This is a genomic window from Acinetobacter sp. YH12039, from assembly GCF_013420015.1.
Taxonomy (GTDB): domain Bacteria; phylum Pseudomonadota; class Gammaproteobacteria; order Pseudomonadales; family Moraxellaceae; genus Acinetobacter; species Acinetobacter amyesii.
This window is the reverse complement of sequence record NZ_VOZA01000054.1, coordinates 1-16304: the sequence shown is the minus strand read 5'-3', so window position 1 is coordinate 16304 and position 16304 is coordinate 1. Positions and strand designations below refer to the sequence as shown.

Here is a 16304-nt window from a genome sequence, read left to right as displayed (position 1 = left end):
TAAGACAGATCTTGGAATAAGAGAATGGGAGTGCATGAGCTGTGGTACAGCTCATGATCGAGATATAAACTCAGCTCTAAACATTCTTGCGCTTGGGCATAAGCGTCTAGCTGTAGGAATCACCCTCGTTTAAGGGGGTGAGGATGTCAAATTTGCTTTCCGCTGTCATATGTTTTTGTTTAGAATCATCCATACCAAAGCGAATAAACAGGCATAGGCATGCAAACGAATATCACTGAACCATCTTCCAGCACAACCTTACAGTATGTGCATTGGTTCCGTCATTCTGCACCCTATATTAATGCGCATCGCAACAAAACCTTTGTCATCATGTTTGATGGTGAAGCGCTGCAACATGAAAATTTTCAACACATTATTCACGATATTGCCTTATTACACTCGCTTGGTATTCGTCTAATTTTGGTGCATGGTGCCCGTCCGCAAATCAATCATAATTTACAAAGCAGCGGTATCCAGACACCGTTTCATCATCATCGTCGCATCACCACTCGCGAATCTTTACCTGCTGTGATGAATGCTGTTGGCTCCATTCGTCTGCAAATTGAAGCCCTCCTATCTATGGGTTTAGCCAACTCACCGATGTACGGCGCGCGTATTGATGTGGTCTCAGGTAATTTAGTCACGGCAAAACCGTATGGCATTCGTGATGGTATCGATTTTCAACTGTCTGGTGAAGTTCGTTCCGTCGATATCGACGCAATTCAACGTCATTTAGAGAGCCAAAACATTGTGGTGCTTGGGCCGACAGGTTATTCCACTACAGGAGAAGTGTTTAATTTATTGGCTGAAGAAGTTGCGACCAAAACCGCGATCAGTTTAAAAGCGGATAAGTTGATTTTCTTGGGCAAACAACACGGTTTGCACAATGAACATGGGCAGCTACAACGCGAAATTACACCTCATCAACTTGATCAGCATATTTTGCAATATCAAGATTCTAATCCTGATATTGCCCTGCATTTAAGCGTTGCTAAAGATGCCTCGTTACAAGGCGTACACCGTGTTCATCTTATTTCATATGCCTATGATGGCGCATTGATCGAAGAATTGTTCACACGTGACGGTTCTGGCACCATGATCACCGATGCGCATTATGAAGAAGTGCGTACTGCCGATATTCAAGATGTTGGTGGCTTAATCAATCTCTTACGCCCTCTCGAACAAGAAGGTATCTTGGTTTATCGCTCACGCGAGCGTTTAGAAAATGAAATTGGACAATTTGCAGTGATTGAACGTGACGGTACGATTTTGGCCTGTGCTGCGTTGTACCCGATTCCTGTCACAGGGGATGAAAAACGCTCTGCTGAAATCGCGTGTGTGGCTGTGCATCCGGGGTATCGAAAATCAAATCGCGGTAGCCAAATTTTGCATTATTTAGAAGAAAAAGCGCGAGATATAGGTATTGAACAATTGTTTATTTTGACCACACGAACAGCGCATTGGTTCCTTGAACAAGGTTTTGAACAAGTCAGTGTCGATGACTTACCGAATGCCCGTCAGGCCTTATATAACTATCAAAGAAACTCATTGGTTTGTAAAAAGTCACTTTAAAGTGGCTTTTTCTATGCGCTGAATAGCATTATTTTGCATAAGGTTATGCCGAATCCTTTGTCTAGGCTCTCAAATCACTATGCAAGCCACAGAATAACGATATCTATCATTTAAATAAATACAATAAATGAATAAGTTTCAATAACTTAAAATAATACTTTGACACATTATATGTTTTTCTAAAATCATAATTTTTCATAAGTTTTGCTGATTTTTATTTATCTTTTTTCCTGATTTTAAATTTAAGTTTTCTTATTTTTTTCGAAAAAGAAAACTCTTTAGCTTATGTGTTCATAAATCAACAGTTCTGCACATTTAGACCTTTATAGGAGCAACACATGCGTACTCACAAAGTAAAACTTTGGACAAAAACACTTGTACTGTCTACAGCGGTTGTGGGTGCCATGATGATGTCGGGCTGTGGCAAAAAAGAGGCTGATGAAAATGTCACCTTAAATATTGGCTTCCAAAAATATGGCTTATTGCCAATTTTAAAAGAACGCGGAACCTTAGAAACAGCCTTAAAAAGCCAAGGTGTAAATATCAAATGGGTGGAATTTCCTGCGGGTCCACAGCTGCTTGAAGGGCTCAATGTGGGCAGCGTGTCATTTGGTGAAGTCGGTGAAGCACCGCCTATCTTTGCTCAAGCCGCTCAAACCGATTTGGTTTACATTGCCAACCAACCTGCAGTTCCAAAAGCTGAAGCGTTAATTGTGCAAAAAGATTCGGCTATTCACAGTATTCAGGACTTAAAAGGTAAACGTGTGGCCTTAAACAAAGGCTCAAACGTGCATTACCTGTTGCTCAAGCTGTTGGAAGCCAATCAGCTTAAATTTAGCGACATCAATGTCGTGTATTTACCACCTGCCGACGCACGTGCTGCTTTTGAAAAAGGTGCCGTTGATGCATGGGTAATTTGGGACCCGTTCCTTTCTGCTGCTGAGCATCAACTTAATGCTCGCACCATTGCCAATGGCGAAAACTTGGTGAAGAACTACCAGTTCTATTTGGCCGATCGTAAATTTGCTCAGGAAAATCCAAAAGTGCTGCAAGCGGTGGTGAATGAGTTGAATTTGACCACGCAATGGGTCTCAAAAAATCAAGACGAAGCGGCCAAGTTACTCGAAGGCAAAACCGGCTTAGGTCTAGATGTGCTTAAAACCTCAATTTCCCGTTTAGGCAATCAAGTGACGCCGATTACTACACAAGTGGCGCAAGAGCAGCAGCAAGTCGCTGATGCGTTTTATAACGAAAAATTAATTCCCAATAAATTAAATATTGAGTCGGCCATTATCAAATAAGCCGACTACAGCATAAGGGCGATGCCATGCGTATTCTAAGAACATTTTCCATACTGACTTTAGCCACTTTGGGCCTTGGACTCAGTGCGTGCCAAAAACAAGAAACAGCACAGCAGGATCGTGAAAAACCAACTGAAACAGCCGTAAAAACCTTGGTTATTGGTTTTCAAAAATCAGCCTTAAATTTGTTGGTTGCCCGGGAACAAAAGCTCTTTGAACAACAATTTCCCGGTGCTCACATTGAGTGGAAGGAGTTCCCTGCTGGCCCACAAATGTTAGAAGCCCTTGCGGTCGGTGCGTTGGATTATGGCTATGTCGGCAACACCCCGCCTATTTTTGCCCAAGCTGCCAATAAAGACCTGAATTATATTGGCTATGAAGTGGTGCCTGAACAGTCGCTTGCTGTCGTGATTCCAGCGGATAGCTCAATCAAAACCATTCAAGAATTACGTGGCAAACGCGTTGCTGTACAAAAAGGCTCGAGTGCGCATGAGTTATTAGCCAAAACTTTAGAAAAAGCCGGTTTGACTTGGAATGACATTCAACCGATTTGGATTCCACCAGCAGATGCACGTGCCGCATTTGATAAAAAATCAATTGATGCATGGGCCATTTGGGACCCGTTTTTATCTGCAGCGGAGTTGGATGCTCAGGCTAAAGTGCTGATTCAATCCGGTGATTTTCCAAAGACCTATTCATTTTATGTGGCAAATCCAAAAGTTGTTCAAGCGCACCCTGATGCCCCAGCTAAATTTTTAAAGGCCCTAGATGCTTCCGATCAGTGGATTGTGAAGAACCAAAATGTGGCTTTAGAGATTTATCAAAACAGCACAGGGCTGCAAAAGAACATTGCTGCGCAAGCCTTTTCTCGCCGATCTAAACCCTCTCCTGTGCGCCCGCTGACACCTGAGGTCATACAAGCACAGCAAAATATTGCGGACTTATTCAAACAAGTCCAACTGATTCCAAACAACATTCAAGTCCAAAAGCAAGTTTGGACACCTTCATCACATTGATACCCGAGCCATCAAAAATACAAGGAACTGAACATGAAAATTTTCTGGTTTATCCCTACCCACGGTGACAGTCGCTACTTAGGAACAAGCAAAGGTGCACGCCAAGTCGATCATGCCTACATGAAGCAAATTGCAGTAGCGGTGGATAATCTTGGCTATGAAGGCGTTCTGATTCCGACAGGTCGTTCATGTGAAGATCCATGGCTTACAGCTGCAAGTTTGATTGATGCCACGAAAAATTTAAAATTTCTAGTGGCGCTACGTCCGGGGGTGACAACGCCTGCACTAACTGCACGTATGGCTGCAACTTTTGACCGTTTATCTGGCGGCCGTATCTTACTGAACTTAGTCACAGGCGGTGATGAACAAGAACTCAAGGGTGATGGTGTCTATGAAGATCACGCAACGCGTTACCAAACAGCTGCTGAATACACCACGATATGGCGTGAAATTTTAACCCGCTCACATACCGGTGAAAGCTATACCTTCCATGGCGAACGTCTGAGTGTGGACGATGCCAAATTACTCTATCCACCTGTACAAAAACCGTATCCACCACTATGGTTTGGCGGTTCGTCAGAAGCTGCTGTTGAACTCGCAACGGATCAAGTTGATACCTATTTGACTTGGGGTGAGCCACCTGCTGCGGTAAAAGAAAAAATTGCAGTGGTGCGTGAAAAAGCCAAAGCCAAAGGACGTGAACTGAATTATGGCATTCGTTTGCATGTCATTGTACGCGAAACCAATGAAGAGGCATGGAAAGCAGCTGAAGAACTAATCCAATATGTCGACGATGCCACCATTGCAGCCGCGCAAGCCAAGTTCAAAACCATGGACTCTGTAGGGCAACGCCGTATGGCTGAACTGCACAATGGCGACCGTAGCAAATTAGAAGTATCTCCAAACTTATGGGCAGGTGTTGGATTGGTTCGTGGTGGTGCAGGTACGGCACTCGTTGGTGATCCTGAAACTGTCGCCGCACGTATCCAAGAATATGCCGATCTCGGGATTAGCACCTTTATTTTCTCTGGTTACCCACACCTTGAAGAGTCTATCCGTTTTGCAGAATTAGTGTTCCCATTACTGCCATTGGAAACACGTCAGAAATTGGTTCAACCTAACTTAACCGGCCCATTTGGTGAGATTGTCGCGAACAATTACACACCAGATGAAAATAAAAAAGCTGAAAAGATTCAGGAGCCGGCCTAATGTCCAAAACTGTTTCTGTTGAAACCTTCAAAGCACCGAAGGTTTCACGTGGAACACAACTCGGGCAGCGTTTGCTGCCTTGGTTGTTTCCTATTGCATTAATTATTGTTTGGCAAATTGCCTCTGTTACAGGGCTGTTAGAAAGTCGTATTTTGCCTGCGCCAAGTGCGGTGATGGTGGCCTTTTGGAACTTACTGATCAGTGGTGAACTGTGGAAGCATGTTCAAATCAGTGCAGGTCGTGCTTTGGTTGGACTTCTAGTCGGCGGTGGTTTAGGTCTTTTTTTAGGTCTGCTGAATGGTTCATCCAAAACAGCATCGACGCTACTCGATACCACGCTGCAAATGATCCGTAACATTCCTGCTCTTGCCCTGATTCCGTTGGTGATTTTATGGTTTGGGATCGATGAATCGGCCAAACTTTTTTTAGTCGCTATTGGCGTATTCTTTCCCATTTATATCAACACCTATCATGGTATTCGTTCTGTAGACCCTCAACTGATTGAAATGGGCAAAAGCTACGGTTTGAGTGGCTGGCAACTGTATAAAGAAATCATTCTACCGGGGGCGATGCCGTCTATTTTGGTTGGTCTGCGTTTTTCACTCGGGCTCGTTTGGGTTCTGTTGATTGTGGCAGAAACCATTTCTGCACAAGCCGGCATCGGTTATATGACCATGAACGCACGTGAATTTCTGCAAACCGACATCGTCTTGGTCGGGATTTTATTGTATGCCCTACTCGGTAAATTGGCCGATGTACTGGCTGTTGCCTTAGAAAAATATTTACTCCGTTGGCACTCGGGTTACCAAAAATAAGGAGCATGTGATGACCGATTTAAGCATAAGCCGTCATGCAGACGACTCAACCCAACCTCAGCGTTCTTCTGTCGAGGATATCAATCCCCATGCGGTGTTGGGCGCAGAGATCCTGATTGAACAACTACACAAATTTTATGGCGATGTTAAAGTCCTTGAAGACCTTGACCTGCATATTCAACCCGGTGAATTCTTAGCAATTGTCGGTCGTAGTGGCTGTGGTAAAAGTACCCTGCTTCGCCTCATCGCCGACTTAGAAAAACCGAGTTATGGCGAAATTAAATTTAAGTCTGCACGTCATATTCGTGAAGGCATCACCAGTGATGATATTCGTGTGATGTTCCAAGACCCTCGCCTCCTGCCTTGGCGTAGCATTGAGAAAAATGTACAACTTGGTTTAAGCAAAGACCAACACGCCAATGCTACAGCACTCCTCGAAAAAGTCGGTTTAAAAGACAAAGCGGGGCTTTGGCCAACACAGCTGTCAGGGGGGCAACGTCAACGTACTGCACTGGCACGTGCTTTGTCACATAAACCACGCATTTTGCTGCTAGATGAACCACTGGGTGCGCTCGATGCCTTAACACGTTTAGATATGCAGAATTTGATTGAAAAACTTTGGACTGAACAGGGTTTTACCGCAATTTTGGTCACACATGATGTAAGTGAAGCCGTGCAGTTAGCAGACCGAATTATCTTGCTGGATAAAGGCCATATTGCCAAAGAATTTCGTGTCGATTTGGCCCGTCCACGAAAAAAAGGCATTGAATTTACTGAACTTGAACAACAAGTCTTACAAGCTGTCTTGGCCACTTAAGCTGTACTTGTGCAGGAAATCATCACTTAAACCGTGTGACTTCCTGTCCTGTTCAAGAGCAATATCGCAACAAAACCCTGTTTTGCATTGAGGGGAGATTTATCGCCTGTTGACAAATACATCACAAAAATTACGACAAATCATATAAATCCATGACTAAAAATAATGATTTATTTAAATTTCACCCTAAAATGATTATTTGAAATATTATGGCATTCGTCGTATTTATTTGACCGTTGAATAGAATAAACTGCCAAAATTCATAAAATTAAAAACGATGATTGTGCACAAATCTGTTGATTTGCCGTACAATTCAATATTCCCTTTTCATTTTCTTAAAAGAGCTAATGGAACAAAAAAAGAGTACCCAGAAACGCCACCAGTTGCTTAATGCAGCACTGGATGTCTTTTCCCTGTATGGCTTCAATGGCGCCAGCTTGGATGAGATCGCACAGATTGCAGAAATGCATAAATCGAATATTTTCTATTACTATGAAAATAAAGAAGCGCTTTATGTTGAAGTTCTGACAACGGTTCTACAAAAGTGGCTTGCTCCGCTACAAATGTTGGAAGCAGACCTTGAGCCTGAAGAAGCGATCACCAATTATCTATTGCAGAAAATTGAAGTATCTCGTACGCAACCGAAAGCCTCACGTTTGTTCGCACTTGAAGTCATTCAGGGCGCACCACACATTCTTGAAATTTTAAAAGGCCCACTAAAAAAATTAGTTAAACGCAAAGCCAAAGTCATCAGCAACTGGCAAGAGCAAGGTAAAATTTCAAAAGATATTGATCCAGAACTTTTAATTCTGAACATTTGGGCAATTACGCAAAACTATGCTGACTTTGCAACCCAAATGGAAATGGTCACTGGAAAAACCTTACGTAATCGCAGTATGCAACAACGGATTATTCAACATACCGTTCATATGATGCTTTACGGTGTAATTCCACGCCCAGAAAAGTAAATTGAATTGGGTCGAATTGGCATACGACCATAGCATTCTATGGTCGCCGACCGAAATTAGCTAAATGCCTTATTTGACTGTTTGATATAATTTCAATAATTTCTTTGCGCCGAATAATAAATTTTCTTCCCAATCCAGATGCGCTGTGTCATTCGCACCATCGGTAATATATTTTACCGATACAAAGCGAACACCCAGTTTTTTACATACTTTAGCGATTGCGTAGCCTTCCATATCGACAAGATTACACGGTACTTTCGGCAGCCCAGTTTCAAAGCTGTCGCCTGTACCACAAATTCCTTTAGGCAAATGGCTAAACATGCTCTCTGGCTGAATTTCAGCAGGATGATCGGTATCCATCGGCGTCACCCCCACATCAAAACCCAAAGGCGATACATCCATATCCCGTTGTACAAATTGAGCTACTTCAACCAAAGCATGTGCATCAAAATGTGAACTTCCCGCAGTGCCCAAATTCAGCAAAGTATGACATCCGGTTTTTTGAATCACATCAAAGGCTTTAAATGCGGCATTGACTTTACCAATACCACTGTAATGTACTTCAATGCCTGCGGCTTCAAACAAGCCTTTAGATTCACTCGGCAGTGCCATAATTAAAGCGATTTGCTGACGCATAGCGGTCTCCTCAAATTGATGCCTTCATATAGCATACATTTGCACGTGCGCAGAAAAAATCATCTTCAAAAATCACATTGCTCAGAAAATAAATTCCTCACACAGATTTGAATGCTATCAAATTTGAAATTGCATCGGCCGCTTGCCAATAAAAGATGGTGCCAATTGTTGGTCATGACGTAAGGCATCTAAAATCTTTTCTAAGGCAATATGAGCCATATCCCCTCTCACACTATGCGAATGGGTCATCGGCATATGCTCGATGCCAGCTCTTCGCGCTGACAAAATTTTAATGTCTTGTTTGTTGACCACCCAAGTATAGGCATTCACAGCCGGCATCAATGCCTTAGACAACAATTTTGGAATCGGAAATTTATAACTGACACAGGTATAAACCCGTGACTCATACGGCCCCACAGGGCTAATCAGACTATTAAACACCATGCCCGATGGCTCTCCCCAATGGTATTCCACCAAGGTAATATTCGGCGCGATAAAACTGTCGCGGTGGACCTGTTCAGCACCATGCGGATTGGTCAGCCATGGCATCATGCCGACATCTGCATCATGGTCATGATAGTCAACGACTACTTTGCGCGGCCCGACATCTATGGTGGCATCCACGGCTTTTCCCGACTCTGAACGAAACCAGCCTTCATGGACAAATATGGTATGGGTTACATCCATTATATTCTGTGCAACAGCGCCCATCTCGCCATCATAACTGCCGACCATGTAATAGCTGACCCAGCCGGCTTGATCATAAAACGGTAATTTAAATATTTCCGGGCGTTCCTGTTTGGGCTTTTCACCGAGATAAATCCATACCACCCCATCTTGCTCACATACATCAAAACTACGCTGTTTAAAGGGATGCGGTTTTTCTGGAAAAAATTGTCCATTGACACTAGGAATATGCGCCACATGCCCATCGCCCTGATACGACCAACCATGATATGGACATGTCACGCAGCCATCGGTCATTTTACCCTTAGACAAAGGCACACCACGATGCACACATTGATCGAGCAATGCAGCGGCTGTTCCATCTTTTTGTCGGAACAGAACAAATTTTTTACCATACAGGGTGGCTGAAAAAGGCTGATCTTTTTTGAGTTCTTTAGAGGTACAAGCGACGTACCATTCTTCTAATAATCCTTTGGCATCATCCCAAAAACTGGTTTGATTACACATAATTCGATCCTTATTTTTATCTTTTTTGTTTTAATCCATAATCCTTACTCTAGCACCTACACTACAAGCAAGTTTATATCTCGAAACCTGTTGATCTCTTGAAAATACGCGCAAATTTTATACATGAATGTTTTGCTTGGATAGCAAAATAACGTAACTGCATCACACGCTTGCAGAAGCTCTATATTTGTTTGCTGAAATCCGTCAAAGCCAACGCGCTATATTTTTCTTCAACGGATTTACATTCACCCGACATCATTTAAGATGTGCTCTGAGCATCACAATACGCTTTTAAACACGGAGAAAAAAATAAGCTGCCACGATAAAACCCTTGTATAGTTTTCAGCATCACCAATAACCAAAGCGTACAGAGCAAAACTGCAAAAAAGGTGCCGCACTGTTGGATAGCATTTAATTGCGTATGTTCCGCCAAATTGATGACCGCCAAACTAAAAACGCCGAATGGAAATGTCATCGCCCACCACCCGAGATTAAAGGGTAAATCTCGTAAATGTTTTAGCGTGATGAGTATAGCGATTCCAAACCACCATACACCAAATCCGAGCAGAACAAGGGCTGCGAACACGCCGCCTTGAAGCAACACCTGTCCTAAATCTGCCAAGTCTACTGCTGTCAAAATACGTGGGGCTTGCTCGCCCAAAAGTAACAGCGCTAAAGCCCCTGTCCCAATCGGTCCTAAGGCCAACCAACTGCTGATCGCCATTTCCTTACTTGGCAATTGATGTAAAGCCAGACGCAGCAACAAGATGCTTAAGATGGCAAATGCAGGAAATACTGAGATCCCCCAAAGCAGATAACTCCCCAGCAAATATGGACAGCATGGGCCTGTGCAGGTAAATGCGCCAACAATAAACCGCCTGAACTGGCAACCACCTCGCAAGCCACTATCGGCAATAACCATACTGCGGTCATGCCTTGCAGCGCATGTTGCTGACGACTAAACATCAGAAATGGAACACACCATGCAATCGCTATTGACATCAACACATCGACATACCATAAATATTCAGCCCATGTGATGATGCTCATGCCCAAAAACTCTGTGTATAGCGTGGTGCCAAATTTCAATGCGCCATTGATCAGGGTTGCCAGTGCCATGGGGATCGCCCCAAGAAATAAACTCATCACTGGATGCTGGAAAATCTGCTTGTGGGTACAATATCCATCGGCTGAGATACATCCCACTAAACAATATGAACAACACGATGCTGATCTGCCACAGCGCTGCTCCGAAGGACCACATCCACTGCGGCGCCACCGCTATAGATGGTAAAATGAGGGCCACCACACCTGTGCCCATCACCACCGTAAACCAGTTTGGGGTGAAATGACGAATCAAGTCTTGTTTATGCTGGAGTTGATAAAATGGCATTTTCATCGCATGATGCTCATCAAAATGGAATGTCTATAGTTTAAGCACACCATTAAACAAGAAAAATTGATTAATATTTATTTTTATAATTTATTTTATTGATAGTAAATTCATCTCTGCATAAAAAAACTTGAGTAAAAACACAACAACAAGACGAACGCAGAAGATTATGGCAATATATAGCCCTCAAACATTTTCAACAATTGATTCGCCCATGAAGCTGCTCCGTCTGAATGCTTTAGCGCCCCACTTAGAACTCCCCAAAACTGCCGTGACCATTGGCAATTTTGATGGTGTACATTTGGGTCATCAAGCGATGGTCAGCCAGCTCAAAGACATAGCACAGCAACAAAACTTAAAAACAGCTGTGATGATTTTTGAGCCACAACCGCTTGAATTCTTTAAAGCTTATGATGCACCGCCTCGAATCAGTTCACTACGTGAAAAAGTCGAATATTTAACTGAACTAGGCGTCGACTATATTGTGGTGGCGAAATTTGACAATGCCTTTCGTAATCTCAGCGCCGAAGAATTTGCCGATATTTTAAAAAATAAACTCAATACACAAAGTTTAGTTTTGGGCGAAGATCATCACTTTGGCAAAAACCGCCAAGGCAATAGCGAATTTTTACGCCAATACGGCTTCCAAGTCACAGCCCTGCAAAATGTCGAAGTTGATGGCGAACGTGTCAGTTCGACACTGGTTCGTCAGACATTACAAGCAGGCGACCTTGCCCATGCCGCAAAACTTTTAGGTCGTCCTTATAGCATCACCGGTCGTGTGCAGTATGGCGATCAAATCGGTCGCACCATTAATTTTCCTACCATTAATGTGCGTTTAAACCGTCATAAACCTTGTTTAAATGGCATTTATGCAGTCGATGTCATTTGTGAAACCGAATCTTTAACAGATAAAGTAAAAAACGAAAATGCTGACAAATTAGGGGTTGCAGGTTATGCACCCTCTGCCCTGTTTGGTGCAGGGCATGTTGGTACGCGTCCCGCAATTAAACAGGAACATCCTGAATGGCGATTAGAAGTACATTTTCCTGATGTTTCTGCTAATCTGTATGGCCTGTTAATGCGGGTGACGTTCTTGAACTTTTTACATGGCGAAAAGGACTACCCTTCGCTTGAAGCACTGAAAGCCGGAATTGATGACGACGTCGAAAAGCTCCTTGAGTTTCGAGGTCAGCACCCTCATTTCCCCTTTTAAACCCCGATTATTTATTGTAAAACGCGTCAGTCAACGGGCTGATAAATTTGGAAGACAACTTGCATGAGCGATAAGCAAACTCCTGAAAATGCAGTGGATTATAAAGCCACGCTAAACCTCCCAGGTACTGAATTTGCGATGAAAGCAAATCTCGCAGTACGTGAAGCGAAATGGTTAGAAGAGTGGTATGCCGACAACATTTATCAGCAGATTCGTGCATCGCGTATTGGCAAGAAAAAATATGTGCTTCATGACGGCCCTCCATACGCAAATGGCCAAATTCACTTAGGCCATGCGGTGAATAAAGTCCTGAAAGACATCATCATCAAAAGCCGTGTAATGGACGGTTTTGACGCACCGTATGTACCAGGTTGGGACTGTCACGGTCTTCCAATCGAACTGAAAGTTGAAGAAAAAGTCGGTAAAGTCGGCGTGAAAGTAGATGCCTCAACTTTCCGTAAAGCCTGCCGTGAATATGCCTACACCCAAGTTGAATTACAGAAAAAAGACTTCGTGCGTATGGGTGTGTTTGGTGATTGGGACAACCCTTACCTCACCATGAACTTCAAACAAGAAGCCGACATCGTTCGTTCGCTCGGTGAAATTGCCAAAGCAGGCCATATTGAGCCGGGTCTTAAACCTGTGAACTGGTGTTTGGACTGTGGTTCTGCCTTAGCTGAAGCTGAAGTGGAATACGAAGACAAAAAATCAGATGCGATTGACGTTGGTTTTAGCGTTGTTGATTTAGCTGATTTATCTGCACGCCTAGGTGTTACAGTTAGCGATTCTACAGATATCGTGATCTGGACAACTACGCCTTGGACCATGCCTGCCAACCAAGCGGTTGCTCTACACGCTGAGCTTGAATACCAATTGGTGAAAGCAACTGGCGAAGACAAAGCAGCGCAAAACTTCATCCTTGCAAAATCATTAGTTGAATCTGCAACTCAGCGTTATGGTTTTAACGCAGTAGAAGTGATTGCTGAATTTGCTGGTGCAAAACTTGAAAATCTAGTACTACAACATCCGTTAATTGCTGAACGCCAAGTGCCAGTGATTTTGGGTGAGCATGTCACAGACGGCAGTGGTACAGGTGCTGTGCATACCGCGCCAGGCCATGGTGTGGACGACTATAAAGTTGGCTTACAGTACAACCTGAAAGTCGACAATCCAGTTGGCGGCAACGGTGTATATTTACCGACTGCGCCAATTTTTGCAGGCGAACACATCTACAAAGCCAATCCAAAAATCATTACTGCTTTAACCGAAGCAGGCAAACTTTGGGCACATGTGGTGATCAAACATAGCTACCCACATTGCTGGCGCCATAAAACACCGATTATCTTCCGTGCAACACCGCAATGGTTCATCAGCATGGATGCAAAAGGTTTACGCCAAGGTGCATTGAACGCGATTGAAAATGACATCAGCTTCGTACCGGATTGGGGTAAAAACCGTATCCAATCGATGATTGAAGGTCGTCCAGATTGGTGTATCTCACGTCAACGTACATGGGGCGTGCCAATTCCATTCTTCGTGCATAAAGATACCAACGAACTTCACCCGCGTACCCCTGAGCTAATCGAAGAAGTCGCGAAGCTGATTGAACAAGAAGGTATTGACGGTTGGTATAACCGTGATGCGTCTGAGTTTATCGGTGCAGATGCAGAGCAGTACAATGCTGTACGTGACACTTTAGACGTATGGTTCGACTCTGGAACAACACACTTTGCAGTACTTCGTGAACGTGAAGAATTGCAAGACCCTGCTGACTTGTACCTTGAAGGTTCTGACCAACATCGTGGCTGGTTCCAATCTTCATTGTTAACATCTATGGCGATTAATAACCGCGCACCTTACAAAGGCTTATTGACTCACGGCTTCGTTGTGGACGAAAAAGGCCGCAAAATGTCGAAGTCGATCGGTAACGTGATCACTCCGCAAGACATCATTAAAGACATGGGTGCAGATGGCCTACGTTTCTGGATTGCGTCTGCAGACTACCGTTATGAAATGACTGCAGGTAAAGAAATCTTCAGCCGTGCATCAGATGGTTACCGCCGTATCCGTAATACGTTGCGTTTCTTGTTGGCTAACTTGAATGGCTTCAAACCATCGACTGATGCTTTGCCTGTCGATCAATTGATCGCACTGGATCAATACATCTTGCAACGTGCTGCGGAAGTACAAAAAACTATTCAACAAGCTTATGAAGATATGAACTTCCATATCGTGACTAGCGCATTGACCAACTTCTGTATTAATGACTTGGGTGGTTTCTACCTCGACATCATCAAAGACCGTCAGTACACCACCAAAGCAGACTCAGCAGCGCGTCATTCTGCACAAACGGCGTTGTATCACTTGGTTCAAGCCTTTGTCCGTTGGATGTCTCCTATCTTGAGCTTTACCGCACAAGAAGCTTGGCCGTTGATTCCAGAGCAATCTGAGAAATATGTATTTACTGCGGAGTGGTATGACATTCCTGTAGCCTCTACAGCGAATCTGGTGACTGAAGCTGAATGGCAAACCTTGATCACCGTCAAATCTGCAGTAAACAAGTTTATTGAAGCTGCACGTACTGCAAAAACTGTGGGTTCAAACTTGTCTGCCAAAGTTGAACTTTGGGCCAATGCTGAACTGAAAGCTGTTTTAGACAAATTCGGTGAAGAACTGCGTTTTGTCCTCATCACCTCTCAAGTGATTGTTAATGAATTTGACGCAGCACAAGGCGAAGCCTCTGACCTTGACGGTTTAAATGTCAAAGTCTCTGCTGCTGACGGTGAAAAATGTGCACGCTGCTGGCATGTACTGCCAGATGTGAATACACATCACGAACATCCAGGTCTTTGTTCTCGTTGTATTATTAACCTTCCTACAGGTCAAGGCGAAGAGAGAAAATATGCCTAATCCACAAGAAAAAAAGGGCTTCTTTCAATTCTACCCACACAATTTAGTGTGGGTGGGCTTATCCATTGTTGCCATTATTTTGGATCAATGGACCAAATGGATTGCAAGTACACATCTGAACTACGCAGATCCTGTACCTGTCATGCCCTTTTTAAATTGGACATTACTACATAACTATGGCGCTGCCTTTAGTTTCTTGTCCGATGCCGGTGGATGGCAACGTTATTTCTTTACTTCACTCGCAGGACTTGTGTCTGTCATTTTTGTATTTTGGCTCATGCGTATGCCAAAAAACGTGAAAGTCCTTCCGATTGCCATTGCCCTGATTTTAGGAGGCGCAATCGGTAACTTAATTGACCGTGTATCTTTAGGTTATGTGGTGGATTTCATTCACGTGTATTACAACAACAGCCACTTTCCTGCATTTAATATTGCAGACAGTGCCATTACTTTAGGCACGATTCTGCTTCTTATCGATACGTTTTTCTTAGAAAAACACCGAATTCAACGTGCGGAAGCGCAAAATGACTGATTTTATCAATCCTAACGAGGAAACTCGTATTGAAGAAGGCTCTAAAGTAGACCTTCACTTTTCTGTTGCTATTGAAAATGGCGTAGAAATTGACAATACCCGTAGCCGTGCTGAACCTGTCAGCCTTGTCATGGGTGATGGCAGCTTATTACCGGGTTTTGAGAAAGCTTTATTCGGTTTACGTGCAGGTGACCGCCGTACCGTAAGCCTTCCTCCTGAAGATGCTTTTGGTCCATGGAACCCAGAAAACGTACAAAAATTTGATACCGTCAAATTTGAGCAGCGTCCTGTTGAAGGCCATATGATTGAGTTTGAAGATAAAGCCAAACAAAGTCTGTATGGAGTAATCAAAACTGTAGGTGAAGACATTACCGAAGTGGATTTCAACCACCCTCTAGCTGGTAAAAATATCACCTTTGAAGTTGAAATTTTCAAAGTGACCCCTGCCGGTCAACAAGGCGTGAAACTGATCTAAGTTTCAGCAAATAAAAAGCTCCTTCGGGAGCTTTTTTTATCACTATTTTTATAACTATCAATCGACTCGATACATTTTCTGTATATGCAACAGATCGAATTCATATTAATTTAATGCAAGACTTTGACATACTCCCACCACCAAGCTAAGAGCTATGGTGGGGGAATCTTTGCGACCCATGCAATCTTAGAGATTGCACCTTTCGATACCGCACTGCGCTGACAGTATGGCGGTACAGGAACTCTTTATA

General features: G+C 43.5%; 14 protein-coding genes and 1 pseudogene. 12 read left to right on the top strand and 3 right to left on the bottom strand.

Translation table 11 applies throughout. The annotated features are described in order from the left end of the window. The 8 genes from FTT98_RS15375 to FTT98_RS15340 all read left to right on the top strand — a co-directional run. Positions 1-133 (top strand): zinc ribbon domain-containing protein (locus FTT98_RS15375; protein ID WP_180041888.1); only part of this gene is annotated, 133 nt, incomplete at its 5' end. A gap of 86 nt (positions 134-219) precedes the next feature. Further along, the gene (argA, locus tag FTT98_RS15370; RefSeq protein WP_168379806.1) at positions 220-1572 is read left to right on the top strand and encodes an amino-acid N-acetyltransferase; all 1353 of its coding nucleotides are present in this window, start codon (positions 220-222) and stop codon (positions 1570-1572) included. A 338-nt stretch (positions 1573-1910) separates the two neighbouring features. Further along, entirely contained in the window at positions 1911-2873 is a 963-nt protein-coding gene (locus FTT98_RS15365) for a sulfonate ABC transporter substrate-binding protein (protein ID WP_168379805.1), read from the top strand. A 26-nt stretch (positions 2874-2899) separates the two neighbouring features. Next, complete coding sequence (locus FTT98_RS15360) at positions 2900-3889, top strand: aliphatic sulfonate ABC transporter substrate-binding protein (RefSeq protein ID WP_168379804.1); 990 nt, start codon at positions 2900-2902, stop codon at positions 3887-3889. A gap of 33 nt (positions 3890-3922) precedes the next feature. Then, positions 3923-5098 carry an FMNH2-dependent alkanesulfonate monooxygenase gene (gene ssuD, locus FTT98_RS15355; protein WP_168379803.1) on the top strand — a complete coding sequence of 392 codons (1176 nt, stop codon included), beginning with the start codon at positions 3923-3925 and terminating at the stop codon, positions 5096-5098. Continuing rightward, on the top strand, positions 5098-5913 hold the full coding sequence (ssuC, locus tag FTT98_RS15350; RefSeq protein WP_168379802.1) for an aliphatic sulfonate ABC transporter permease SsuC: 816 nt from the start codon (positions 5098-5100) through the stop codon (positions 5911-5913). Before ssuD ends, ssuC begins: the two co-directional genes overlap by 1 nt. 10 nt (positions 5914-5923) lie before the next feature. Beyond that, a complete protein-coding gene (locus FTT98_RS15345; RefSeq protein ID WP_078190648.1) occupies positions 5924-6730 on the top strand; it encodes an ABC transporter ATP-binding protein in 807 nt (268 codons plus the stop codon). 347 nt (positions 6731-7077) lie between these two features. After that, positions 7078-7698, top strand: a complete 621-nt coding sequence (locus tag FTT98_RS15340; protein WP_078190649.1) for a TetR/AcrR family transcriptional regulator — start codon at positions 7078-7080, stop codon at positions 7696-7698. Positions 7699-7767: 69 nt separating this feature from the next. Here the strand turns inward: FTT98_RS15340 and FTT98_RS15335 are convergent, their stop codons facing one another. From FTT98_RS15335 to FTT98_RS15325, 3 genes and pseudogenes are all read right to left on the bottom strand, one after another. Beyond that, on the bottom strand, positions 7768-8334 hold the full coding sequence (locus FTT98_RS15335; RefSeq protein ID WP_111886021.1) for a 5'-nucleosidase: 567 nt from the start codon (positions 8332-8334) through the stop codon (positions 7768-7770). A gap of 117 nt (positions 8335-8451) precedes the next feature. Beyond that, positions 8452-9528, bottom strand: a complete 1077-nt coding sequence (locus FTT98_RS15330; RefSeq protein ID WP_168379801.1) for an aromatic ring-hydroxylating dioxygenase subunit alpha — start codon at positions 9526-9528, stop codon at positions 8452-8454. 259 nt (positions 9529-9787) lie between these two features. After that, positions 9788-10927: pseudogene (locus tag FTT98_RS15325) on the bottom strand (TDT family transporter). Positions 10928-11135: 208 nt separating this feature from the next. Between FTT98_RS15325 and ribF the strand changes: the two are divergent. From ribF to FTT98_RS15305, 4 genes are all read left to right on the top strand, one after another. Beyond that, positions 11136-12137, top strand: a complete 1002-nt coding sequence (ribF, locus tag FTT98_RS15320) for a riboflavin biosynthesis protein RibF (protein WP_168379800.1) — start codon at positions 11136-11138, stop codon at positions 12135-12137. A 63-nt stretch (positions 12138-12200) separates the two neighbouring features. Then, positions 12201-15047: an isoleucine--tRNA ligase gene (gene ileS / locus FTT98_RS15315; protein WP_180177523.1), complete on the top strand. Its 2847-nt coding sequence runs from the start codon at positions 12201-12203 to the stop codon at positions 15045-15047. Beyond that, on the top strand, positions 15040-15579 hold the full coding sequence (lspA, locus tag FTT98_RS15310) for a signal peptidase II (protein ID WP_078190655.1): 540 nt from the start codon (positions 15040-15042) through the stop codon (positions 15577-15579). Before ileS ends, lspA begins: the two co-directional genes overlap by 8 nt. Beyond that, a complete protein-coding gene (locus FTT98_RS15305) occupies positions 15572-16054 on the top strand; it encodes a peptidylprolyl isomerase (protein WP_078190656.1) in 483 nt (160 codons plus the stop codon). Before lspA ends, FTT98_RS15305 begins: the two co-directional genes overlap by 8 nt. Positions 16055-16304 lie beyond the last annotated feature (250 nt).